19 protein-coding genes are annotated in these 24635 nt (G+C 53.4%); 10 read left to right on the top strand and 9 right to left on the bottom strand.

The features are described 5' to 3' along the window. Positions 1–67 precede the first annotated feature (67 nt). On the bottom strand, positions 68–1402 hold the full coding sequence (locus PCI15_RS02215) for an aminotransferase-like domain-containing protein (protein ID WP_271272742.1): 1335 nt from the start codon (positions 1400–1402) through the stop codon (positions 68–70). Positions 1403–1494: 92 nt separating this feature from the next. On the opposite strand from PCI15_RS02215, the gene PCI15_RS02210 reads away from it, so the two are divergent. Together PCI15_RS02210 and PCI15_RS02205 are read left to right on the top strand one after the other, a co-directional pair. Continuing rightward, positions 1495–2709, top strand: a complete 1215-nt coding sequence (locus PCI15_RS02210) for an MFS transporter (RefSeq protein ID WP_271272741.1) — start codon at positions 1495–1497, stop codon at positions 2707–2709. A 20-nt stretch (positions 2710–2729) separates the two neighbouring features. Beyond that, the gene (locus PCI15_RS02205; RefSeq protein ID WP_271272740.1) at positions 2730–3899 is read left to right on the top strand and encodes a trans-sulfuration enzyme family protein; all 1170 of its coding nucleotides are present in this window, start codon (positions 2730–2732) and stop codon (positions 3897–3899) included. 48 nt (positions 3900–3947) lie between these two features. Here the strand turns inward: PCI15_RS02205 and PCI15_RS02200 are convergent, their stop codons facing one another. Both PCI15_RS02200 and glnE read right to left on the bottom strand, forming a co-directional pair. After that, positions 3948–4988 carry a DUF2157 domain-containing protein gene (locus PCI15_RS02200; RefSeq protein ID WP_271272739.1) on the bottom strand — a complete coding sequence of 347 codons (1041 nt, stop codon included), beginning with the start codon at positions 4986–4988 and terminating at the stop codon, positions 3948–3950. A gap of 111 nt (positions 4989–5099) precedes the next feature. Then, the gene (gene glnE / locus PCI15_RS02195) at positions 5100–8030 is read right to left on the bottom strand and encodes a bifunctional [glutamate--ammonia ligase]-adenylyl-L-tyrosine phosphorylase/[glutamate--ammonia-ligase] adenylyltransferase (protein WP_271272738.1); all 2931 of its coding nucleotides are present in this window, start codon (positions 8028–8030) and stop codon (positions 5100–5102) included. A gap of 402 nt (positions 8031–8432) precedes the next feature. On the opposite strand from glnE, the gene PCI15_RS02190 reads away from it, so the two are divergent. The 6 genes from PCI15_RS02190 (at position 8433) to PCI15_RS02165 (ending at position 15198) form a co-directional block, all read left to right on the top strand. Next, positions 8433–9113 (top strand): TIGR00153 family protein, encoded by a 681-nt coding sequence (locus tag PCI15_RS02190; RefSeq protein WP_271272737.1) that lies wholly within the window; start codon positions 8433–8435, stop codon positions 9111–9113. A gap of 32 nt (positions 9114–9145) precedes the next feature. Next, the gene (locus PCI15_RS02185) at positions 9146–10411 is read left to right on the top strand and encodes an inorganic phosphate transporter (protein ID WP_271272736.1); all 1266 of its coding nucleotides are present in this window, start codon (positions 9146–9148) and stop codon (positions 10409–10411) included. A 119-nt stretch (positions 10412–10530) separates the two neighbouring features. Then, a complete protein-coding gene (gene argE / locus PCI15_RS02180; protein WP_271272735.1) occupies positions 10531–11679 on the top strand; it encodes an acetylornithine deacetylase in 1149 nt (382 codons plus the stop codon). Between the two features lie 67 nt (positions 11680–11746). Continuing rightward, a complete protein-coding gene (gene argA / locus PCI15_RS02175; protein ID WP_271272734.1) occupies positions 11747–13087 on the top strand; it encodes an amino-acid N-acetyltransferase in 1341 nt (446 codons plus the stop codon). Between the two features lie 72 nt (positions 13088–13159). Beyond that, positions 13160–14191, top strand: coding sequence for a YjgN family protein (locus PCI15_RS02170; RefSeq protein WP_271272733.1), 1032 nt, complete (start codon positions 13160–13162; stop codon positions 14189–14191). Then, positions 14191–15198 (top strand): M48 family metallopeptidase, encoded by a 1008-nt coding sequence (locus PCI15_RS02165; RefSeq protein WP_271272732.1) that lies wholly within the window; start codon positions 14191–14193, stop codon positions 15196–15198. Before PCI15_RS02170 ends, PCI15_RS02165 begins: the two co-directional genes overlap by 1 nt. A gap of 12 nt (positions 15199–15210) precedes the next feature. Here the strand turns inward: PCI15_RS02165 and PCI15_RS02160 are convergent, their stop codons facing one another. From PCI15_RS02160 to PCI15_RS02145, 4 genes are all read right to left on the bottom strand, one after another. Next, positions 15211–16560, bottom strand: a complete 1350-nt coding sequence (locus PCI15_RS02160; protein WP_271272731.1) for an ATP-binding protein — start codon at positions 16558–16560, stop codon at positions 15211–15213. Then, the gene (locus PCI15_RS02155) at positions 16557–17246 is read right to left on the bottom strand and encodes a response regulator transcription factor (protein ID WP_205657595.1); all 690 of its coding nucleotides are present in this window, start codon (positions 17244–17246) and stop codon (positions 16557–16559) included. The genes PCI15_RS02160 and PCI15_RS02155 overlap by 4 nt, the downstream gene beginning before the upstream one ends. Before the next feature lie 90 nt (positions 17247–17336). After that, positions 17337–17630 (bottom strand): PepSY domain-containing protein, encoded by a 294-nt coding sequence (locus PCI15_RS02150; RefSeq protein ID WP_271272730.1) that lies wholly within the window; start codon positions 17628–17630, stop codon positions 17337–17339. Between the two features lie 457 nt (positions 17631–18087). Continuing rightward, positions 18088–18330: a hypothetical protein gene (locus tag PCI15_RS02145; RefSeq protein WP_271272729.1), complete on the bottom strand. Its 243-nt coding sequence runs from the start codon at positions 18328–18330 to the stop codon at positions 18088–18090. A gap of 200 nt (positions 18331–18530) precedes the next feature. On the opposite strand from PCI15_RS02145, the gene ilvD reads away from it, so the two are divergent. After that, positions 18531–20363, top strand: a complete 1833-nt coding sequence (gene ilvD / locus PCI15_RS02140; protein ID WP_271272728.1) for a dihydroxy-acid dehydratase — start codon at positions 18531–18533, stop codon at positions 20361–20363. Positions 20364–20421: 58 nt separating this feature from the next. Here ilvD and PCI15_RS02135 read toward each other — a convergent pair whose 3' ends face one another. Then, positions 20422–21657 (bottom strand): EAL and HDOD domain-containing protein, encoded by a 1236-nt coding sequence (locus PCI15_RS02135; RefSeq protein WP_271272727.1) that lies wholly within the window; start codon positions 21655–21657, stop codon positions 20422–20424. A gap of 355 nt (positions 21658–22012) precedes the next feature. On the opposite strand from PCI15_RS02135, the gene PCI15_RS02130 reads away from it, so the two are divergent. Next, positions 22013–23482, top strand: coding sequence for an HD-GYP domain-containing protein (locus tag PCI15_RS02130; RefSeq protein ID WP_271272726.1), 1470 nt, complete (start codon positions 22013–22015; stop codon positions 23480–23482). Here PCI15_RS02130 and PCI15_RS02125 read toward each other — a convergent pair whose 3' ends face one another. After that, positions 23483–24613, bottom strand: coding sequence for a glycerate kinase type-2 family protein (locus PCI15_RS02125; RefSeq protein ID WP_271272725.1), 1131 nt, complete (start codon positions 24611–24613; stop codon positions 23483–23485). It lies immediately after the preceding gene. Positions 24614–24635: the final 22 nt, after the last annotated feature.

The raw sequence follows: 24635 nt of genomic DNA, 5'->3' as shown, positions 1-24635 counted from the left end.
AAGTACCACTGGGAGTCATACCCGCAGATCAATAAAAGCGACGGCCTGTTATAAAATTACGCCAGCCTCAGACAACCCGCTTTTGTACAAAGCCGGCCAGTAAGTTCAGCCCCTGCTCATAGGTTTCGTCATCCACACCATTAACACTGAGCCGGCAATGACTCAGAGGGTCGTCCAAAGGATTTACCGCGAAATGCCGGGCCTCAGCAACATCCACCCCGACAGCCTTCAGCCCCCGGATGTCCACCACGGTATTCGCCAGCCAGTGGTGCGGTGATGTCAACGGCAACTGCAGCCCCAACCGTTTATTCAGCAGAGAGTTACGCCGTTTCATTTCCGCCAGACAATGCTGAATCGCTTTATCGATCAGGCCATGTTCAATGGCGGTAATGATATGGCTGGCAGCACTGGCGGACACCAGCCAGGCGGTTTCGACGATATTCTCCCGTAACTTATGCAACACCGGATTGGCAGAAGCGATAAACGAGGCCCGGTGTCCGCCACTCAGGCACTTGCTGAAACCGGATACCAGCAGGCTGTGTTGCGGAATATACCCACTGACCGGTGCCGGCGTGTCGAACATGCCGTAAATGTCTTCTTCCACCAGCAACAGATCCAGACGGCGGATCTCATTCGCCAGTGCCCGGCGACGGGCTTCCGTCTGGGAAAACCCCAGCGGTGAATGATGGGAGGGAATCGTCACCAGCATACGGGCGCCGGTCTGCCTGGCTGCAGATACCAGTCCTTCCGGAGTAATCCCCTGCTCATCGCCTTTACAGGTAAACAGCCGCAGGCCCCGCTGCTTGGCTGCCGTGATAATGCCGGGTGCGGTAAATTCATCCACCAGAATGGCATCGCCGGCATTGAGTAACCGGGTAAAAATCATCTGTAGCCCATACTGACAACTGGGCAAAGCCAGTATCTGATCCCCATAAAACGTAACCTGCCGGCAGGCATACAGCCACTGGCTGACAGCACGCTGGAAACGTTGTACCAGATCATTGCTGATGTATTCGTAATACTGCGGGGTATTGGCCAGGGTGTTGGCCGCTTCAATCTGCTTATTAAGCTTCAGAATAACCTCATCACAGCGCAGCTTATTGATCGACAGATTAATCTTCAAACCGTCACTCACGCCAATTGCCTGCGCGAACATGGCCGCATTGCTGTTGCCCAGCACATAGGTACCACGGCCAATCTGCCCACCGACAAGGCCCTTCTGCGCGGCCCGCTGATAAGCACGGGAAACGGTTGTGGGATTCACCTCCAGTTTATATGCGAGGATTCGCTGAGGCGGCAGACGGTCCCCCACTTTCAGTTCATGCCGGGTAATTGCCTCTTCTATAGCAAAAACCAGTTCGTTCACGCCCATCCGGACGCCGGTGTTTTCGGGATACCACATATTGTATGTCATGCAATAAAAAAATTGTGTCATGCAATATAGCATGCCAGAATTTCTTAACACCACAGGACAATCAATACGCGGAGCACAATATGTCCCCCCGACAGATAAAAACATGGCTGTACTTCCTGACCCAGGGTATCGCGCTGACCTGTGGGGTCATTTCCGTTTCCGTGTCACCGATTGTCGGTAAAGCACTGGCACCAAGCAGCGAGTTATCCACGCTGCCCTACGGCATTCAGTTTGCCACCGTCATCGCCTGTTCCTATGTGCTGGCCATGCTGATGCAGCGTTTCGGGCGGCTGAAGATCTTTCTGGTCGGCAGCCTGACTCTGTTTCTGGCCGGCATTGCCGGCTACATATCAATCCTGCAGCAATCATTCAGCATCAACCTGCTGGCACACATTCTCTTCGGGGTCAGCCTGAGCACCTTCGCCTTCTTCCGCTTTGCCGCGACCGAGGGGCTGGATGATTCATTGAAGTCCCGGGCGCTGTCACTGGTAACTCTGGGCGGGATTCTGGCGGCATTCGTCGGCCCGGCCATCGCCAGTAACAGCCGCAGTTTTATTGTTGATCAGGAATTCGCCGCCAGTTATCTGTGTTTTTCAGCGCTGGGCATTTTTATGGCCCTGCTGCTGGGCGCTGTCGCACGGCTGTCTCGTCATGAACGCCACACTCCGCCGCCAACATCAGAGAAAGACAGCGAATCTGCAGCGCAGTCACCGGTAAAACAACCGGTTCCTTTACTGCCTTTACTGGTCGCCATCTACGCTTCCGGGTTCGGTTACATGATCATGGCAATGCTGATGATGCAGTCTTCTCTTAAACTCAACGCCCTGCAACTGCCCTTCAGCGATATTATGCAGGTCATCCAGTGGCACGTTATCGCCATGTTCCTGCCATCGCTGTTTATGGGCCGGGTCATTGCCCGTACCAGCGAAAGCACGGTTATTTTTATCGGCTACCTGGTGATGCTGGCTTCCATGCTGATTGCTATTTATCAGCCAACCTATAACGGTGTGCTGGCGGCGCTGATAGGCATCGGGCTGGGCTGGAACATGTTATATGTAGGCGGCAGCAGTCTGGTAGCCCGCCTGCCCGGAGATGCGCACCGCATGCAGGGAATCAACGAATCCGCAGTGGCGTTTCTGAATGCCAGCGGCGCATTTTCCGCCGGGGCACTGTTTGTCTGGATCGGCTGGGAAAACTCTAACTGGCTGGCCATATCATTACTGACACCCGGCATGGCTTTACTGGCGTGTCTGAAGTTGAAACTCCGCCAAAAACACGCCGTAACAATCGGCTAACGACTGACTCAGGAAGCACTATGTCTGACACCCAACATCCGCAGTTTGCCACCCAGGTTATCCACGCCGGCGAACAGAAAGACCCGGCCTACAACGCCATTATGCCCCCTGTGGTTACCGCCAGTTCATTCATCAAGGAGAACATTGGCGCCCAGCAGGATTTTGGCTACAGCCGTGGTGAAAACCCAACCCGGCATGCACTGGAAACCTGTCTGGCGGCACTTGAAGGCGGTGCCGGCGCCATCGCCTGTGCATCCGGTATGGCGGCAACGGCTTCAGTCATGGAACTGCTGCCCCGGGATGCCCATGTCATCGTCACTGCCAGCGTCTACGGCGGGACTTTTCGGCTGCTGGAAGAATGCCGCAGCAAAACCTCCGGGTTCACCACCAGCTATGTTGACCTGAACGATCTGGCAGCGGTAGAAGCCGCGATTCAGGAGAATACCGCCCTGATCTGGATCGAAAGCCCTACCAACCCTTTGCTGAAACTGGTGGATATGCAGGCACTGGCGGATCTGGCCAGAAAACATCAGATCCTGACCTGTGTGGATAACACCTTTTCATCGCCCTGGAACCAACAACCGATAAAGTTCGGCATTGATCTGGTGATGCACTCCACCAGCAAATACATTGGCGGACATTCGGATCTGATCGGGGGTGCCGTGGTTGCTGCCAATGCTGAATTACATCAGCGGTTGCAGTACATCGCGATGGCGGTCGGTGCCATTCAGGGGCCATTTGACAGCTACCTGGCCCTGCGCGGGCTGAAAACGCTGGATCTGCGTATGACCCGCCAGAGCAGCAACGCGCTAACCATTGCAGAACACCTGCAACAGCACCCGGCCATCGAAGACGTCATTTATCCCGGGCTGCCCAGCCACCCGCAGCATGCGCTGTGTAAACAACAGATGAAAACCGGCGGCGCGGTGGTAACGGTGCGTCTTAAAGGCGGCCTTGACGAAGCCAAAGCGGTTATCGGCCGGCTAAAATACTTCGTACTGGCAGACTCGCTTGGCGGCGTAGAGAGCATGATCAATCATGCCTTCACAATGTCACACGGCGGTATGCCGGTTGCAGAGAAGCATGCGATAGGCATTACCGAAGGCCTGCTACGCCTATCGGTTGGCGCGGAGGCAGTGGATGATCTGATCGCCGAACTGGATTATGCGCTGGAAGCAATTTCAGGCTGACAAACAAAAAAGCCCGTTGAACAAACGGGCTTTTTTCTTTTCAGGTACTTAACCGTGCCGGGCTTCCAGTAACTCCCGCAGCGGTGCGGGCAGGCAGCTTCGAACAGTGGCTGTAATACGCGTTTCATTCTTTTGCCAGAGAATCCCCAGATAAATAATCCCCAGACCAATAAAGGTCAGCGCAATCGGAAATAACCAGCTGTCTTTGAACACTTCGTTCGCCAAATGCCCCAGATACAGGCAGCAGCCTATGGCACCGAACACCACAAACACTTTGCGCATCAGCACGGCACCCAAGCCAATCATCAGGATGTTGATACAAAAATAGAGAAACTTATTCAGCTCGCTGTCGGAATGCTGGGCGGTTAACCCGCCCCAGAAAGCGATAACCCCGAACAGATACAGCCAGAAGGCATAATCCAGACTGCGGCGGGCACGGATATCCACCCACAGGGCAACAACGGTGATTCCCAACCCGAACCAACAGGTGAATAATCTCTCTGCCCGCCAGGGTAAATCACTGCCGAGCACCAGTTCCGCCAGATCCATAGACATGTACCAGAGCGTGACCGCCAGCGGCATCATCAGAAACGGAAAACGGTAGCGGAATAACAGCACGGCCGCCGCCAGCAAGGTTGCCAGCTCCATATATATCCACAACAGTTTTATATGCCGGTGGTATTCCTTATATACCGAGTCATCCGGCCACCAGCCTATACCCTGTTGAAAACCGTAAACCGCCAGCGGTGTCAGGGTCAGCACAAAGGCTGCACAGATACCGGCGGGAATCAGGTGACCGGTATTCCGGAAGCGATTGGTCAGTAACAAACCTGCCACTGCATATACCGCACACAGGGCGACAATGCCCCAGCCGCCAAATGCTTCCCAGCCCAGATTCATGAACAGGCTCATGGCCCCAATGGCAATCAGCCCTCCGAGATAATACAGCACATGGGTAAAATCAAACTTTGGCTGCTGACCATGTGCGGCATCCCACTCCCGCAGGTACTCCAGCAGGGGCGCCAGTTGCGCTTCCCGCAACAGCCCTTTGCTGACGGCATCTTTTAAGCCTGATGCTGAAACCGGCATAACCTTTCCTCCTGAATCAGATACATCAACAGTGTGGCACATACAGCTTGCCCATTACTGAATCGCAGGACCTTTTCCCCGGTACTGTTCGCTGTTTGCCAACGCTCAGTATTACTGACTGTCGGCCAGTAAATCCGGGCTGGCCTGACGCAGTACCTGCTGCTGCCAGAGTCCGGTCACTGCTTCACGGTAATCTTCCAGATCGTGATCACTTACCGTGTTGGATTTATCCTGCAGGGTCTGCCGATGCCCCAGCGCCCGAAAGGCTTTATAGGCCTCACGCAGGGTTTCTGCTTCCGCCGGGGCAATCACTCCACTGACTTCCATGGCGTCCAGAATGCGGATGTTGTCGGTGAACTCCATCAGGTTCGGATGTTGTTCCGAATAAGCCAGTGCTGAAAACTGCACCAGAAACTCGATATCCACAATGCCACCACGGTCCTGCTTGAGGTTAAATGCCTGCTCTGCTTCTTTCTCTGAAGAGCCCAGATGCGTGCGCATCTTTTCGCGCATTTTCACCACTTCATCCGCCAGCTCCCGAGCATTACGGGATTTTCCGATGATCTGTTCACGCACCGCTTCGAAGCGTTTTGCCAGTTCTTCAGAACCGGCAATGACCCGGGCACGGACCAGCGCCTGATGCTCCCAGGTCCAGGCTTCTTTCTGCTGATATTCTTCAAACGCCCGTAAAGAGCTGACCAGCAATCCGGAGTTACCGCTGGGACGCAGGCGCATATCCACTTCATACAGTTGCCCGCCCGCCGTAAAGGTATTCAGAATGTGGATAATCCGTTGACCCAGACGGGTGAAGAATACCGAGTTGGCAATAGACTTATCCCCGGGGGTAAACAGGTTCAGTTCTGCATCATGGACAAACACCAGATCCAGGTCGGAACCGTAGGACAGCTCTATACCGCCCATTTTGCCGTATCCCACGACGATGAAATCCGGATCACAGGGCACACCGGCAGTTTTGAAGGGCACGCCGTGTTTTTCGGTCATCAGACGCCAGGCCATATCCAGCACCACTTCCAGAATGGCTTCCGCCAGCCAGGTAAGGTAGTCACTGACCTTCATTAACGGCAGGGCACCGGTAATATCCGCCGCCGCCACCCGCAACGCGTGGGCGCTTTTAAAGTACCGCAGGGCTTCCATCAGTTGTTCGGTGTCTTCTTCGGGAATCCTCAGCAACTGCTGGCGCAGCTCCGCCCGCAGCTCATCTTTAGTGGGCGGGTTATACAACGCCCGCTGGTCGATCAGTTCGTCCAGCAGTACCGGTTGCTTGGTCAGGGTTTCCGCAAACCAGGCACTGGCGGAACACAGACGTACCAACTGTTTCAGCGCCCCGGGATTTTCCGCCAGCAGCACCAGATAAGCAGACCGGCGCAGCACGGCCTTAATCAGCTGAAACACCCGGCCGAGAGTTTCTGCCGAGTTTTCCACCAGGGCAACATCGTGCATCAGCCGGGGCAGTACCGCACATAAACGGTCCCGGGCAATCGCCTGCATCATCTGCACGCCTCTGCTGGATTTCAGGTCATTAAAATATTTGCAGGCTACTTCCGGCTCATCAAAGCCGTGCTCAGCGAAGACATGCAGCCTGCCGTCTTCTTCATCTTCAGCCTGCCAGAGCAGCAGCCATTCTTTATCCTGCTGGTGATCTTCCCCGTCATCGTCTTCCGCCGGGGTAATCACATGTCCGAAATGCTCGGTTACCCGGTCCCGGTGCTGATCCAGTTGCTGCAGAAAATCGTCCCAGCCTGAACAGCCCATGCTCCAGGCCAGCCGTTGCTGTCCGAGATCATCCTGCGGCAGTTCCTGGGTCTGTTTATCCGCCACCGCCTGAATACAGTGCTCAGCATTACGCAGGAAGGTGTAGGCGTCGGTCAGTTCGGTGACGGCCGGCTGCGGCATCCCCACAGACGCCGGCAGTAACGGCAGAATATTCAGCAACTCCCGCTGCTGTAGTCGCGGATCACGGCCCCCGCGGATCAGTTGAAACGCCTGAGCAATGAATTCCACTTCCCGGATACCACCGGCGCCAAGTTTTACATTGCCACTCAGGCCTTTACGCCGGACTTCCCGGTTGATCATTTCCTTCATGCTGCGCAGGGACTCAAAGGCGCTGAAGTCGATGTATTTGCGGTACACGAACGGACGCAGAATATCCTGCAGCTCCGCACCTTTTATTTTATCGCCGCCAACCACACGGGCTTTGATCATGGCGTAGCGTTCCCAGTCCCGCCCCTGATCCTGATAATACTCTTCCATTGCCATGAAACTGCATACCAGCGGTCCGCTGGCCCCGTAAGGGCGTAAACGCATATCGGTGCGGAACACAAAACCGTCGGCGGTAATATTGTCCAGCGCCTGAATCAGTTTCTGACCTAAACGGCTGAAGAAGTCCTGATTGGCCAGACAGCGGCGACCATCGCGGGTTTCGCCTTTTTCGGGGTAAGCAAAAATCAGATCAATATCCGATGACAGATTCAGTTCATGAGCTCCCAGTTTACCCATCCCCAGCACGATCAGTTGCTGCGGTTCGGCCGGATGACCTTCGGTAGCATAACTGTACGGCGTGCCCCAGCGGCGGCAACATTCGGCATGCAGCCATTGCAACGCCAGATCAATACAGGTATCAGCCAGATCCGACAAATCACCGGTGGTTTCCCGCATATCAGCAGCGCGGGTCAGGTCCCGCCAGATAATCCGTACCATCTGGCGCTGGCGAAACTTGCGTAACACCTGCTGCAACTGTTCTTCATTTTCCACAGTTTCCAGCTGAGCACTCAGTTGCTGCTGATAATCCGCCAGCTGAAATGAGCGGTACAGATCACCGCTTTCAAGCAGTTCAGCAAAAACAGCCGGCTGACGGGTAAACTGGTCCACGGCATAGTCACTGCCCACCACCACTGTCACCAGATCAGCTGTCTGAGCAGTATCCAGCTCCTCCAGCGCACAACGCTCTTGCAGTTGCTGCCAGCGGTTATGCACAAATTCCTGAAGGGCAGTCGGTAATGCATCTGTCTGCGGTATAGCCATGTTCCGTCACTCTTGTCGTTCTTTTCGGATAACCGTTACCGGCTAAACTAAAGTTTTTTGTATTTCTGTCAGTCAGATTCAATTTACCTGATATCGCTGCATCTGCCTAACGCTGATCCCGGCAAGCATGAGATAAGTCACTGATCCTCTGGCAGTTCTGCTCAGCCGGCAGAACTTTTACGGGAAATTTCAATAAATATAATTTTTTTTGACCTGATCACCTTTTAAGAAATTCTAATAAAAATCATTAGATTCATGCACTTACAATGAGGGTTCCAAAATTTGTCAATTTTAGCCTTCTCTAATGTGTCTATTTCGTGACATTTTTACTACAAAGCAATGAAAAGGCCGCGTATACTCGCGCCAATTTTGCCCTGAGCGAGAATAAAAAAGAGACCTGATATGGTTACTAACAATTCGATTTTTCAGCTGTTTGCCAGCTCCCCATTCAAGCCGATGCAGGAACACATTGCCAAAGCGCATGCCTGTGCCATTGAACTGATCCCATTCTTCGATGCTGTAATGGCAAACGACTGGGAAAAGGCTGAACGCCTGCAGCAAAATATCGCGCGTCTGGAAAATGAAGCCGATACTCTGAAAAAGGATGTTCGCCAGCAACTGCCCCGTGGCCTGTTCCTGCCGGTACCCCGTACCGATCTGCTGGATCTGCTGCGCATGCAGGACAAGATCGCCAACCGTGCGAAAGACATTGCCGGCCTGATGCTGGGACGTCAGATGAGCATCCCTGAAGCAATCCAGCCAATCATGAAAGAATATCTGGCAGTTTCTCTGAAAACCTCCGCTCAGGCGCTTTCTGCCCTGAACGGTCTGGATGAGTTGGTTACTTCAGGTTTCAGCGGTCATGAAGTGGATCTTGTGGAACAGATGATCCACGAAATCGACGACCTGGAACACAACGCAGACGAAATGGAACGTCAGGCCCGTTCGGCTTTATTCACGGTAGAAAAAGAACTGCACCCGATTGATGCTATGTTCCTGTATCAGGTAATTAACCTGGTAGGTGATCTGGCAGACAAAGCACAGCAGGTCGGCAGCCGTTTACAGCTGCTACTGGCCAAATAACATTTTCTAATTTTTCCCGATAGGAAATTTCCATGACCATTATCGCAGAATACGGTGACATCCTTGTCATCATGGCATGTATTTTTGGCTTCTTTATGGCCTGGGGCGTCGGTGCGAACGACGTTGCCAACGCAATGGGTACCTCAGTAGGTTCCAAAGCACTGACGCTGAAACAGGCGATCCTGATCGCTATTATCTTCGAGTTTGCCGGTGCCTGGCTGGCAGGCGGTGCAGTAACCTCTACCATCCGTAAAGGCATTATTGATCCTGCCTTATTATCCGGCACACCTGAATTGCTGGTGTACGGGATGCTCTCAGCCCTGCTGGCAGCGGGTATCTGGCTGCTGATCGCAACCTTCTTTGGCTGGCCGGTATCAACCACTCACTCTATCGTTGGTGCCATCGTGGGCTTTGCAGCGGTAGGTATCGGTGTTGATGCGGTTAACTGGGGTAAGGTATCCAAGATCGTTGCAAGCTGGGTGGTATCGCCGGTCACCGCCGGACTGATAGCCTTCTTCCTCTTCCGAAGTGTGCAACGGCTTATACTCGACACAGAAGAACCCTTTAAAAACGCTAAAAAGTACGTGCCTTACTATATTTTCCTGGTAGGTTTCATGATCTCTATGGTGACCTTCACCAAAGGTCTGAAGCACATCGGTCTGGACCTTGGCTTCGGCACCAGCTCCCTGATTTCTGTGGGTGTGGCACTGCTGACTATGTTCCTGGGCATCGCTATGCTGAAGAAAATCCATGCAAGCAAAGCCGATGACAAAGACTATCACTTCGCCAGCGTTGAAAAAGTTTTCGGCGTACTGATGATGTTCACTGCCTGCGCCATGGCATTTGCCCACGGCTCTAACGACGTTGCTAACGCCGTTGGCCCACTGGCAGCGGTTGTAGGTGTGGTAGCCTCTGCCGGTGAAGTGGCTCAGAAGACAGCCATGCCAGTATGGATCCTGCTATTGGGCGGCGGCGGTATCGTTGCCGGTCTGGTGATGTACGGCCACAAAGTTATCGCGACTGTGGGTAACAACATCACTGAACTGACACCAAGCCGTGGCTTCGCTGCCACGCTGGCAGCAGCGACTACAGTAGTATTTGCATCAGGTACCGGCTTGCCTATCTCCACGACCCACACTCTGGTAGGTGCGGTATTGGGTGTAGGTCTGGCACGTGGCCTGTCTGCCCTGAACCTGCGCGTGATCGGTACTATTTTCGCATCTTGGGTGGTGACTCTGCCTGCTGGTGCCGGTCTGGCGATCATGTTCTTCTTTATGTTCAAAGGCATGTTTGGCTGAGCCACAGTCTTTGGAGATTTAAAAAGCCGGCCTGTGCCGGCTTTTTTCGTTTCTGGACGCTCCGCTCTAAAGCCTGCACAATAGCCTGTACACGATCTTTCCCCTGCGACGGAGTTGCTATGTCTAATGTGCCTTCCCTGCTTACCATGCTGACCGAGCTGATCGGTACGCCCTCCGTAAGCTGCACCGCGCCGCATCTCGACCAGAGCAACCTTGGGGTCATTCACAAGCTCGAAGCCTGGCTGAGCGATTTAGGCTTCAGCACCGAAATCATGCCCCTCCCGGGCCATGAAGGTAAGGCCAATCTGATTGCCACCCTGGGCAGCGGTCCCGGCGGGCTGGTGCTGTCCGGCCACACCGATACCGTGCCGTACAATGCGGAACGCTGGAACAGTGACCCGTTTAAACTGACCGAAAAAGACAACCGCTTTTACGGCCTCGGCAGCTGCGACATGAAAGGTTTTATTGCCATCGCCATTGAAGCGGCCAAAAGCTTTGCTGACCAGCCCCTGCAGCAGCCTCTGATTATTCTCGCCACTGCCGATGAAGAAAGCTCAATGGACGGCGCTCGGGCGCTGGCGGAAGCCGGCTACCCCAAAGCCCGTTATGCAGTTATTGGTGAACCCACCGGACTGAAGCCAATCCACATGCATAAAGGCATGATGATGGAAGGTATAAAGATTACCGGTAAAGCCGGCCATTCATCTGATCCTTCGCTGGGGAACAACGCACTGGAGGCCATGCATTCTGTACTCGGCGAGCTGATCAGTTTCCGTCACGAATTACAGCAAAATTATCAGAACAGTGCCTTTCAGGTGACCGTTCCCACCCTGAATCTGGGGTGTATTCACGGTGGCGATAATCCTAACCGTATCTGTGGCAGCTGTGATCTGGAATATGATTTACGCCCTTTGCCGGGCATGAATATCGATAACCTGCGTGCCGCCATCGACCAGCGCCTGCAGCCCGTTGCGGAACGCTTTGGTGTCAGTATCCGCAATCAGCGTCTGTTTCCGGAGATACTGCCTTTTCAGAACGACAAACAATCTGAACTGGTCCGTTGTGCTGAACAGCTGACCGGCCACACTGCCGACACCGTTGCCTTTGGTACTGAAGCTCCGTTTCTGCAGGCATTAGGGATGGATACCATTGTCATGGGGCCCGGCTCCATTGATCAGGCCCACCAGCCGGATGAGTATCTGGCAATGGACCAGATCCGCCCCACCGTGGATATTTTGCGGCAGTTAATTGGCAAGTATTGCCTCTGAATCTTGCTTTTATCCACAGAACACTTAGCCTTACACACATAAACTGCTAACTGACTGATTTATCATTGTGATCGACGACCTGACCCAATATCTGAACTGGTTCCGCCACAGTTCCCCGTACATCAACGCACACCGGGGTAAAACCTTCGTGCTGATGCTGCCGGGCGATGCACTGGCGGATGACAACTTTGCGAACATTGTTCATGACATCACCCTGCTCAACAGCCTGGGGGTGAAACTGATTCTGGTTCATGGCTCGCGACCACAGTTACAGCAGCGCCTGGAAAGCCAACAGATTGATACCCGGATCCACCATGACCTGCGCATTACCGATGCACCGGTCCTTAAGTGCGTCATTGAAGCGGTCGGCTACCTGCGTACCGAGATCGAAGCAAAACTGTCTATGGGGGTGGCAAACTCCCCCATGCACGGTGCTCAGATACGGGTCTGTGGCGGTAATTTCGTCACCGCCAAACCGGCAGGTATCTATGAAGGCGTAGATCTGTGTAACACTGGTGAAGTGCGGCGTATCGATCACGAAGCGATCCGTTATCAGCTGCAAAACAATCACATTGTACTGCTCTCACATCTGGGCTATTCACCTACCGGCGAGATATTCAACCTTGCGGTGGAAGACGTAGCGACCCAGACGGCAATCGCCGTTAAAGCCGACAAGCTGGTTCTGTTCGGCGCGGATAACGGCGTCACCGACAGCAAGGATCAGTTACGCTCTGAATTACTGGCGGACACCGCCGAGCGCCTGGTCAATCAGTACCGGGCACGGCTAACCGACCCGTCAGAAACCTCTTCTGATATTTCCCGGCACCTTGCCGCTGCCGCTCAGGCCTGTAAACGCGGCGTTTCCCGCAGTCACCTGATCAGCTACAGAGAAGACGGCGCACTGGTCACTGAACTGTTCAGCCGTAACGGCACCGGTACCATGGTGATTGAAGAGTCGTACGAACAGGTTCGCCCGGCAAACATCGAAGATGTCGGCGGTATTCTGGAACTGATTCAGCCGATGGAGGAAGCCGGCGTGCTGGTGCGCCGTTCCCGTGAACGGCTGGAAGCGGAAATCAGCCGGTTTACCGTCATTGATCTGGACGGTGCCATCATCGGCTGTGCCGCATTGTACCCGTTCTCTGAAGAGCAGACCGGTGAACTGGCCTGCGTTGCGATAGCCACTGATTACCGCGGCGGGAACCGGGGTGAAAAACTGCTGGAAGGTATCGAACAGGCGGCGCGGGAACAAAAACTGGAGCGGCTGTTTGTGCTGACAACCCGGACCGCACACTGGTTTTTAGAGCGCGGCTTTATCCAGATGAACATTCAGGATCTGCCCGGTGAAAAGCAGGCGCTGTATAACTTCCAGCGTAACTCTAAGGTATTTGCCAAACAGCTTGTCTAGACTGACAGGCTGAGTAACTGATTTTAAAACCGCGCCGGCGAGGAGGCTGGCGCTACACAAGGAACGTTCCCCATGTCGCATAATATTCCCCAGCACCCAACGGTGCACCCCTTTGAATTTCATGGTAAAAGCGGTGAGTTCTTTAAAATCTGGATCGTAAACATCTGTCTGACAATACTAACTCTGGGCATTTATTCTGCCTGGGCGAAGGTCCGTACCAGTCAGTATTTTTACGGCCATACCACGCTGGCCGGTAGCAGCTTTGAATATACCGCGAAGCCGATGACAATCCTCAAAGGCCGGCTGGTCGCGTTCTTCGTGATTATTCTTTATTCACTGAGTACCAGTTTTTTCCCGCTGATTACCCCCTTATTTATTATCGCGTTCCTGATCATTCTGCCCTGGCTGATTTGCCGTTCCCTGAAGTTCCGGGCGGTTAACTCCCGTTACAGAAACCTCAACTTTAACTTTCATGGCACGTATGGACAGGCGTTCTGCAACTATCTGCTGTTCCCGTTACTCAGCGTATTCACGCTGTATCTGATTTACCCGCTGATCATTGCCATTCAGAACCGCTGGTATGTGAATAACAGCAGTTACGGCCAGACTAAATTCACCAGCAACCTGAGCGCCAAACCTATTTTCTTTGCCTGCTTCATTGCAGCACTGGTCATCATTGTCGCATTCGCCGGTTTCTTCGGCCTGATTCTGGGCGGCAATCTGATCAGTGATATTGAAAATAATCCACTGGCACCGTTTCTCGGGATAGCCCTGCTGCCCGTTTACTACGGCGTATATGTCTATGTTCATGCAAAAATCGTCAATGCCACCATGAACAGCACCAAACTGGATCAGCACAGTTTCGAAAGTAACCTGAAAGCCTCTAAACTCCTCTGGTTACTGATCACCAACACACTGGCTATTATGGTCAGCTTAGGCCTGCTGATTCCATGGACCCACATTCGCATGGCCCGTTACAAAGCGGATTGCACCCAATTTGTTGCCACCGGTAATCTGGATGAATTCACCCGTGACGCAGCAGGGCACCAGAACGCGCTGGGCGAGGAACTCGGCGACGTTATGGATCTGGAGTTTGGCATCTGATGCAACTTTCAGGCAGGCTCTTTGATGGCCACACATCAAAGAGTCATCCGGCGGAATTGTCGGTGACGGATCAGGGGGATGTCCGTATCGAGTGTCCCGAACTGAGTGTCAGTGGCTGTCACTGGTCTGAGCTGACGATCAGCCCGCGGATAGGCAGCACCGCCCGTTATCTGGACTTACCGAACGGGCTGCGCTTCGAAACCCGGGACAACGATCAGGTCGATCAGTTAATCGGCCAGTTTGCCGGAGATGACCGCCTCAGCTGGATTCACCGGCTGGAAAACAGCTATCGCTATGCGTTCCTGTCGGTCATTTGCGTGGGGCTGTTTATCTGGTGGGGCATTAATTACGGCCTGCCGTCTGCCGCCCGGCAGGTGGCTTTCCTGTTGCCGGTCAGCGTCAATGAAGAGGTCAGTAAGCACACCCTCAGCACGCTGGATAAGTATATCTTTGAACCCTCCGTGCTGGAGGCAGAACGCCGTGAAAAACTGCGCAAAAATTTTGCCACACTGGTCGCCAGCCGCGACGATGGTTTCAACTATCAGCTGCATTTCCGGAACGGCGGCATTGTCGGCCCGAATGCGTTTGCCCTGCCCGATGGCAGCATCATTTTCACCGATCAGATCATCGAACTGGCCGGTGACGATGAAGAACTGATTGCGGTGATGAGCCATGAGATCGGTCACGTTAATATGCGCCATGGCCTGCGCCGGGCACTACAGAGCAGTGCACTGCCACTGATCATTATTGTCGTGACCGGCGATATGAGCACCGCCAGTTCAGTGCTGGCGGCCCTACCGACGATTCTGGTGGAAAGCCAGTACTCACAGGCCTTTGAACTGGAAGCGGACGCCTTTGCGAAAGATCTGCTGCAACAGCATCAGCATGACCCCATGAGCCTTGGCCGGTTGTTGGAACGGTTAAGTGAGGAACATGAAGCAGGCACCAATGACTGGTTCTCCAGCCATCCGCCGACCCCTGAACGTATTGAAAAATTGCGTGACTGATCAGCTGTTCGGTCAATAACTCAGCGGCAGCATCAGGCAAAACAGTGCGCCGCCATACTGCGACTCAGAAATCCGCAGTTCACCGCCGTAACTGCTGAGAATATCCACCGCCACCGACAGGCCAATGCCCTGTCCGGGAGCGGATGTATCCGCCCGCTGACCACGCTTAAGAATGGTCTGGCGCAGTTCAGGTGAAATACCTGCACCGTCATCGGCAATGTCGATGCGCAGCATACCGTCAGCCTGTGACATACGGACACTCACCCGGGAATCGCCGTACTTGAAGGCGTTTTCCAGAATGTTTCCCAGCAACTCCATCAGATCCCGTTCATCCGCCGCTAACTGTAAATCTTTCAGTTGCAGCTCAACTTCAACACCCTTATCCCGGTAAACCTTCTGCAGGGCAGATGCCATCCGTTTGATCAGCGGCTCTACGGCAACCCGCTTTGCCAGCCGGCGTCCCTGACTCTTCACTGCACGGGCCAGCTGGTACTGAACAATCTGGTCCATCCGTACAACCTGATCATTGACCAGATTCTGGAAATCAACATAATCCAGACCTTCCTGCCGGGCCCCGCGGATAACCGCCAGCGGCGTTTTCAGACTGTGGGCCAGATCCCCCAGCGTATTCCGGTATCGCTCACGCTGTTTACGTTCGTTCTCAATCAGTAAGTTCAGATTGTCTGTCACCACCTGCACTTCGCTGGGATATTCACCCTGCAGGCGGTCACTGTGACCGTGCTCTATCGACTTCAGGTCCCTGGCTAAACGGTTCAGGGGCATCAGGCCCCAGCGCATGATAATGGCTTCGACGAGCAGGAATAAGACAATCGCCGCTCCCAGCCAGCTCCACAGCCGGGTGTTGAAGGCTTTCTGTTCTGCTTTCACGAAGCTGTTCGATTCCAGCACGGTAAACAGGTAACGCTTCCCGACGCCGTCAATATCCCAGAGCAACCCAAACTGATACACAAACAGGGCATCATCGCTCAGCTCATAAAACGACTCCATACCGGTCTCAAGTTCAGTCCGGCCCAGGCGCTCCAGCAAGTCATCACTGAGCAACTGGCTGGACTCTGAACGCCACATCAGGCTGTGACTGTCGCCATGAAGAACACCGTACAGGCCGGACGCTATCTGGTTATAGCGCGGCTCACGCAGGGTTGCCGGCATATTAATGCCTTCGGAGGTAGGTTCTGCAGCTCCCAGCAAGAGGTACAGCTGCAGCTTTAAGCGCTGTTCTTCAGCCGTTGCCAGGCTGTGGCTGAAAGCCTGCTGGAGCGCAAACCCCGTCAGGCCAAAGAAAACCGGCAACAGCAGAAGAGATGCGAGCAACAGACGTGCCCGCAAAGATTTTGGCATCATGCCTGATCGGAAGTTAACGTCAGATCAAAGCGATAACCCAGGCCCCTTACCGTCGCGATAGGTTGCAGGGTCTGATCCGGATCCAGCTTTTGCCTCAAACGACGGATAAACACTTCAAGCACGTTAGAGTCACGGTCAAAGTCCTGATGGTAAAGATGCTCTGTCAGCTCCGTCTTGGAGATCACTTTACCGGCATTCAGCACCAGATACTCAAGGGTACGGTACTCGTAGCTGGTCAGTTTAACGGTTTCGCCGTTAAGCTTAACAACCCGACCACTGGTATCCAGCTGTAACGGTCCGAATTCCATCATAGGTTTGGCATGACCGGCGGCGCGGCGCAGCAGGGCATTCAGACGGGCCAGTAATTCTTCCATGTGAAACGGCTTAACCAGATAATCATCCGCACCGGCTTCAAGCCCTTCGACCTTATCCTGCCAGTCACCACGGGCAGTCAGGATAATGATCGGAAAATTCACATCTTCGTCGCGCCATTTCCGGATAACTTCAACCCCGGAAAGGCTCGGCAAACCAATATCAACAACCGCCAGGTCATACGGAAACTCTGTTCCCAGATACACAGCTTCCTGACCGTCTTCCGCTTCTTCCACGGTATAGCCGGCATTCGACAGTGCGGTGACCAGCTGGCGTCTTAAATCACTGTCGTCTTCAACAACCAGAAGTTTCATCCATCACTCCTTAAAATAAATACCCGTTAGCGGGCTAAACAGAGGCAATATATACCAGAGAAGAGACCAGATTGCGCAGACAGATGCAAGTTACAGTTCTTTTCCTGAACTGGCATCAATATCAACATTTTTTACCCGACCATCAATCAGTAAGCGAATCTGATGTACCTTCCGCCCTTCTTTACTGACGGTTTCAGCCTTCACCACTTCGCCGCCATACTTAGTATTCACCTGCTTGGCAGCTGCCTGCAGACTGGTGTCAGCAGCCAGAACAACCACTGCGGTAGAGGGTACAAATAACTCTGCACTCGCCTGACCTGCCAGTATCCCCAGAAAAATAACCAGCATCAGGGATTGGAAAGTATTTTGCAGAGCTTGGTACATACTGTTTTCACCTTAATTCGATTCTTATCGGGACAGGCCCGCTATTGTTGGCTCGGTATCAGGTTCCATATGAGGCGCGTACTTCCTTATCTGTCAGCAATGATTATTTGCCGCGTAATAAATGCCCACGCATTATACCTGCGAAGCGGCGTGTTAAAACCCAAAATGGGTAACTCGGCCACCAATCAATAATATGACGATATCTGCACTCTGCGCCTGCCAGTAATTATCTTGCCGCACCACTTAATCAGGTATTAACTGGGTGCCTGTCCGCTTGTCCCGGACGACAATAAGCATTGCCTGATACGGTCAGGTTTCACTGATTCAGAAAACATTATTTTTTGTGCTACAACACATATAGCACATTATGAACCGGGCACAGATTGCCCCTTCAAACACAGACTGCAAAGAATCTCAGCGCACTTAAGCACCGGAGGAATTCAAACAAATGTCTGAACTAATTATCATTCATACCGGCCGCTTTTCTGGCCCGTAAAGACAGAATGACAAGACGAATGTTATACGCAAACCCCAGCCCTAAGGCAATCACCATTGTGACCAGAAATACACTCCCCAGAGCAGGGCTTTGCAGCCACCAGGCCAGCCAGAGAGACAATACACTGATAAGCGCAACCGGAATGCCGGTTTTCATCAGCCGCTGTAACCAGCGGTCTGCTGTCAGTTTCTGAACATCACTCATACTTCTAACCTCACGGTGGCTGCGTTTGCTATACAACTAAAAGACCTCTGATTATAACGGCTAAACCGGCATTTTTTTCAGCTATCTGTATGCGACTTTCTGGTATACTCCTGCAAAACAATAAGAGCCTGTGCCGTGCCTCTGACGTAGTCATACTGTTCTGGCCAGAGGCTCGCTACCACTGATTCGAGGATCTGTGCATGCCACAATACCGTTCCAAAACATCGACCGCCGGCCGTAACATGGCAGGTGCCCGCGCCCTGTGGCGTGCGACCGGCATGAAAGATGATGATTTCCAGAAGCCAATCATCGCGGTTGCTAACTCTTTTACCCAGTTTGTACCCGGCCACGTCCATCTGAAAGACATGGGACAGCTGGTTGCCCGCGAAATTGAAAAAGCCGGCGGTGTCGCCAAAGAATTTAACACCATTGCGGTGGATGACGGTATCGCCATGGGTCACGACGGCATGCTCTATTCCCTGCCATCCCGTGACATCATTGCCGACTCTGTTGAATACATGGTTAACGCCCACTGCGCCGATGCGCTGGTCTGCATATCAAACTGTGACAAAATCACACCGGGCATGCTGATGGCATCCATGCGTCTGAATATTCCGGTTATCTTTGTGACCGGTGGCCCGATGGAAGCAGGTAAAACCCGACTGGCAGAACACAAACTGGACCTGGTTGATGCCATGGTACTGGCGGTAGACCCGAACGCTTCTGACGAAATGGTTGACGAAGTAGAACGTTCTGCCTGCCCGACCTGCGGCTCCTGCTCCGGTATGTTCACCGCGAATTCCATGAACTGTCTGGCGGAAGCTCTGGGTCTGGCGTTGCCGGGCAACGGCACCGTGGTCGCTACGCACGCCGACCGTGAACAATTGTTCCTGCGCGCCGGCCACCGCATTGTTGAAATGGCCCGCAGCTACTACGAAGACGACAACGAGCGGGTACTGCCGCGCTCAGTTGGTTTCAAGGCTTTCGAAAACTGCATCACCCTGGACATCGCCATGGGCGGTTCCACCAATACAATACTGCACCTGTTGGCGATAGCTCAGGAAGCTGAAATCGATTTCACAATGAAAGATATCGACCGGCTTTCCCGGGTTGTGCCTCAGTTATGTAAAGTAGCACCAAACACTCCGAAGTATCACATTGAAGATGTCCACCGTGCCGGTGGTATCATGGCGATTCTTGGCGAGCTGGACCGTGCCGGCAAATTGCATACTGATACCCCGACCGTTCATTCCGACACTATGGCTGACGCGCTGGACGAGTGGGATATCATGCGTAACCCGTCCCCTGAAGTGGTGGAATTCTACAAGGCAGGTCCTGCCGGTATCCCGACTCAGCAGGCATTCAGTCAGGCAACCCGCTGGCCTACGCTGGACGGCGACCGTGAACACGGCTGTATCCGTTCTATCGAACACGCTTTCTCGCTGGAAGGCGGTCTGGCGGTACTGCACGGCAACATTGCTGAAGACGGCTGCGTGGTTAAATCTGCCGGGGTGGATGAGTCCATTCTGGTATTCGAAGGCCCGGCACATATTACTGAATCTCAGGATCAGGCCGTTGCCGACATTCTGGATGATAAAGTGAAAGCTGGCGACGTGGTTATCGTTCGCTACGAAGGCCCGAAAGGCGGTCCCGGTATGCAGGAAATGCTCTATCCGACCTCTTACATCAAGTCAAAAGGTCTGGGTAAAGCCTGCGCACTGCTGACCGACGGCCGTTTTTCCGGCGGTACTTCCGGCCTGTCTATCGGCCACGCGTCTCCTGAAGCAGCGGCTGGCGGCGCAATCGGCCTGGTACGCAACGGTGACCGGATCCGTATCGACATTCCAAACCGTACCATTGATGTTCTGCTGTCCGATGAAGAACTGGCTGCCCGCCGTGTGGAACAGGATAAGCTCGGCTGGAAACCGGTTGAAGATCGGCCACGCAAGGTATCAGCTGCGCTGAAAGCCTACGCTAAGCTGGCCACTTCAGCAGACAAAGGCGCAGTACGCGACCTGTCTCAGCTGGACTGATCAGGCATCACGAAAAAAGGCAGCCACCTGGCTGCCTTTTTTATTGCCCACATAAAAGTTATTCAGATAACGAAGCCAGCACCTGTTCGGCCCAGTCCAGGCTATGCCGGTAAGCCACTTCATAAAAACGCTTATCCAGCAGCCCCTGTATACTGTCCCACTCACCGCGCTCATAGGAAGCCACTTCTTCAAGGACGGTTCCCATCTGATTCTCACGGGTCAGAATTGCCTGCTTAATGTCATCCCGCAGCGGCACCTGATCCATCAGATAACCCATATCCATGTCCATCATGGCATCCAGCTGAGAAAGCAAGCCCACCATAAAGAAGTTGATCGGCGCTTCATAATTCAGCATTTCTGCCAGTAATTCGCACATCCGTCCACGGATCAGCATCATCCGGGTCAGTTCCGCCGGCTTACCGGACTGGCCGCTGAGCAGGAATAAGGTTGCCCACTTTTTCACCTGATTCATGCCTATCAGGGCAACGGCATGGGAGAGTGACTGAATTTCTTTGGGGGTCGAAAAGGCGGCAGAATTCACCAAACGCAGGATTTTATACGTCATGTTCGGATCATTGATCACGATCTGCTCAACCGAATCGGCACTGGCATTCGGATTTTCCAGTTCTGCCAGCAGCTGCATAATCATCGCTTTCGAGCTGCCCAGCGCCTTGCCTTTGATATCCACCGGCTTACACAGGAAAAACCCCTGAAAGAGTTTAAAACCCAGTTCCAGACAGCGGCGGAAATCGTCCTGGTTCTCAACCTTGTCGGCCAGTAAATCTACATGATAAGGACGTACAAACTGAATCAGCTTCTTCAGCTGTTCAGTGTTGTGTTTCTGAATATCAATCTTAACAACGGTCACCGCATCCAGCAGCGCGGTTTGCTCCTTATCTCCGTTGTAATGGGTCAGCGCCAGACGATAGCCCTGTTGCTTCAGTTCTTTCGCTTTTTTAATCAGCTCTTTAGAGGCGCCATCTTCCCGTAACAGTTCAAAGACAAAATGCTCTTTTGGCAACGCCGGAATTGCACCGGACAGCAGCATTGCTTCCGTTAACTTGATATAGAAAGGTAGCCGACGGTTTTCCCCGTCCTCAGTCGTCACAACTGCGTAGCTGTTCAGAATGACTGACGAGGTGGCTTTTTCATCGGTAAATTCAGCCGGCAACATGCCGTCTTCCGTCCGGTACAGCAGACCATAGGCTTCAACATCCTGATTTTTATTAAAAACCGGCTGCCGCGCCATCAGCACCTGAGAGCTTTGGCCGGTCTCATTCTGTGCATTCATCATTATCCCGCCGACATTCTTAAATTAGTCATATAGTTCCGCTTATGGTCCCGCTTTATCAGCACCAGTATACCCGGGGGAATTCCCCCTCATAAGAGATTAAATGCTTAATATTACTCAATTCATGCACTTTTTATTCACCTGACTCGAACAACACCGGGCAAGATTCCTCAGTTTGACAGCAAAGCTGTTCAGAGCGGTTGAAACCCTGAAGCCACTTCGACTACTCTGTGACCTCAGTTGAGCATATGCAGGACGCAATATCAGCAACCTAATACAGAGTGCTCCCACAGGCATTATTCCGACCTTAACGGCAACGGCGATCACTCAAAAAGATTTGTAAGCCGGCATTTTATATATGACATCTATTTCCCGACGTACCAACGTCCATTACCTGATCGCGCTGCTACTGTTCTCGTTTTACGGCATTCAGGTATGTCCGTTCCTCGATTCACTCTCACCACTGCAACTGTTACTGCCCATTCTTATAGTATTCAGCCTGCAATGGGGGGCCCGCCTGCTGCTGGAAAATACCGTAAACCGGCAACCTCTGAAACGACAGGTCAGTTATCAGTTCAAACTCGATATGGGACTCTTTCTGGCCGGATCACTGGCACTGGGTACCTATAATCTGGCGCGCTATAACTTCCCACTGGAAAGCGGTGGCAAAATTCTCATCGGCATGGGCATTCTGGGCTTTATGATTGCCTGCGATCTGGCGCTCGCCAGAGAACACAAAATCGCTGCCCGGCTGCAACAGACCGGTGAACATATCGAACCGGATGAAACCCCTTACCCGCTGACCCAAAAGTTTTCCTGGTTTGCCACGGTCTGTGCATTTTCAGTGGTCGGCGTCGTCTTTCTGGTCATCAATAAAGACCTTGAGTGGCTGATTCACACCGGCGATGCAATCCCGCTGCAAACATCCCAGCGTTACATTCTGGCTGAGATCTCTTTCATCGTTGCCATCATCATGGCGTACATTCTGACCATTATTACCGGCTATGCACGCAACCTTAAGTTCTTTATCAGTACAGAGAATCACGTGCTTGAACGGGTTTCCAAAGGTGAGCTGGATGTCGAAGTGCCGGTGACCAGCAACGATGAGTTTGGCCTGATGGCGATGCGCACCAACAACATGATCAGTGCCCTGGAAAGCCGGACCCAGGAATTAAATATTACCCGGGATGCCAGTATCCTCGGGCTCGCCAGCCTGGCGGAAACCCGCGACAACGAAACTGGCGGCCATATTCTGCGGACCCAGAACTATGTCCGGGTGCTGGCGGAGGCGTTGCGGAAAAACAGCCTTTACAGCGATGTGTTAGATGACTACACGATCGAACTCTATTACAAGTCCGCGCCATTACATGATGTGGGCAAGGTCGGCATTCCTGACCGGATTCTGCTGAAGCCCGGTAAGCTGACCGATGAAGAATTTGCCATCATGAAACAGCACCCGCAGATCGGTGCCGATGCTTTGGCGGTGGCGGAAAACAAGCTCGGCACCAACTGTTTCCTGAAGTATGCCCGGGAAATCAGCCTGACCCACCATGAAAAATGGGACGGCAGCGGCTACCCCAACGGCTTAAGCGGTACCGACATTCCGGTTTCCGGCCGTCTGATGGCCCTGGCAGATGTGTATGATGCGCTGATTTCTGCGCGGGTCTACAAACCTGCTTTCAGCCACGAAAAGGCGAAGCAGATTATTCTGGAAGGCAACGGCAGCCATTTTGATCCGGACGTCATAGACGCCTTTCTGGCCGCCGAACAGCAGTTTATTGAAATCGCGGATCAGTTTGCTGATAAAGCGATGAAGCAGGCCAGCTGATTAGCTGACCACCGCGATTGCCAGATCCATCACATTGGTATTGGTCGGGCCGGTAATAAAAATATCTCCGCAATTACGCAGATAAGTACCGGCATCAGCCCGCTGCAGCGCATCCCGCGCAACGGCGACATCGGTCACGGTTTTACCGTCGATAATGCCACCGGCGGCATCGGTCGGGCCGTCACTGCCATCGGTTCCGGCAACCAGTACATGAATATCATGACGGCCCCGGATACCCTTCGCCAGCCCCAGTGCCAGTGCCTGATTGCGCCCGCCACTGCCCGGATTCTCCGGTAATTCAACGGTCGGCTCACCGCCAAAGATGTACACGCCGGGAGAGGCATCCAGCAGCTCATCCGCCAGGTTCGCTGCCAGTTGATTCACATCCTGATACATACATTCACGGTTCGTCTTCACGGTGAAGCCCATGGCCACAGCCTTTGCTTCCACTGCATCACGGGCCACCTGATTGGTCCCGATCAGTGACACACTGGCGGTTGCAGTTGCCCGGTAAGTATCCCCGGTACCGGAACCGATCACTGCGATGTCGTCGCCTTCCACATCGGAAATTGCCAGCACCCGCACCTCAGCGCCGTTAAACGCCGCCAGTAACTTACCGTCCTTGATCAGCGAGGTTTCTTTACGCCGGGCATTAATCTGACCGATGTTATAACCCGCTGCCAGCATTTCACTGGTCAGCGCCTGCCACTGTTGCAGGCTGATATCCGCCGGCAGAGACTCCGCCAGCGCAGAGGTACCGCCGGAAACCAGCAACAACAACCTGCTGCCGGACGGCATCCCGGCAACCGTATCCAGCGCCGCCTGACCGGCAGCCAGGGATTGTTCATCCGGGACCGGGTGCGCGGCTTCCATCACGGTGACCTGCGGGTGCTCATGCATCGCCTGATCAGTATGCTGATATTTGGTTACCAGTAATGCCGGGCAGGGCTTTGTCAGTGCATCCAGTGCACCGGCACACATACCGCTGGCAGCCTTGCCCACAGCCACAATCTGATCCGGCTGAAAGTCAGCCATTTGCGCTACCGCGTTACGGGTAGCAGAAAATCCGGACACTGCATCCACGCCCGCAGTGAACATCGTCTGCAAGTCCTGTCTGATAGTGTTAGCCACGTCCTGTCTCCTGGCGATGTAT

It is taken from the genome of Aliamphritea hakodatensis, assembly GCF_024347195.1.
In the GTDB taxonomy this organism is placed as follows: domain Bacteria; phylum Pseudomonadota; class Gammaproteobacteria; order Pseudomonadales; family Balneatricaceae; genus Amphritea; species Amphritea hakodatensis.
Note: the sequence above shows the minus strand (reverse complement) of the source record. Positions and strands in the feature narration are given on the sequence as shown.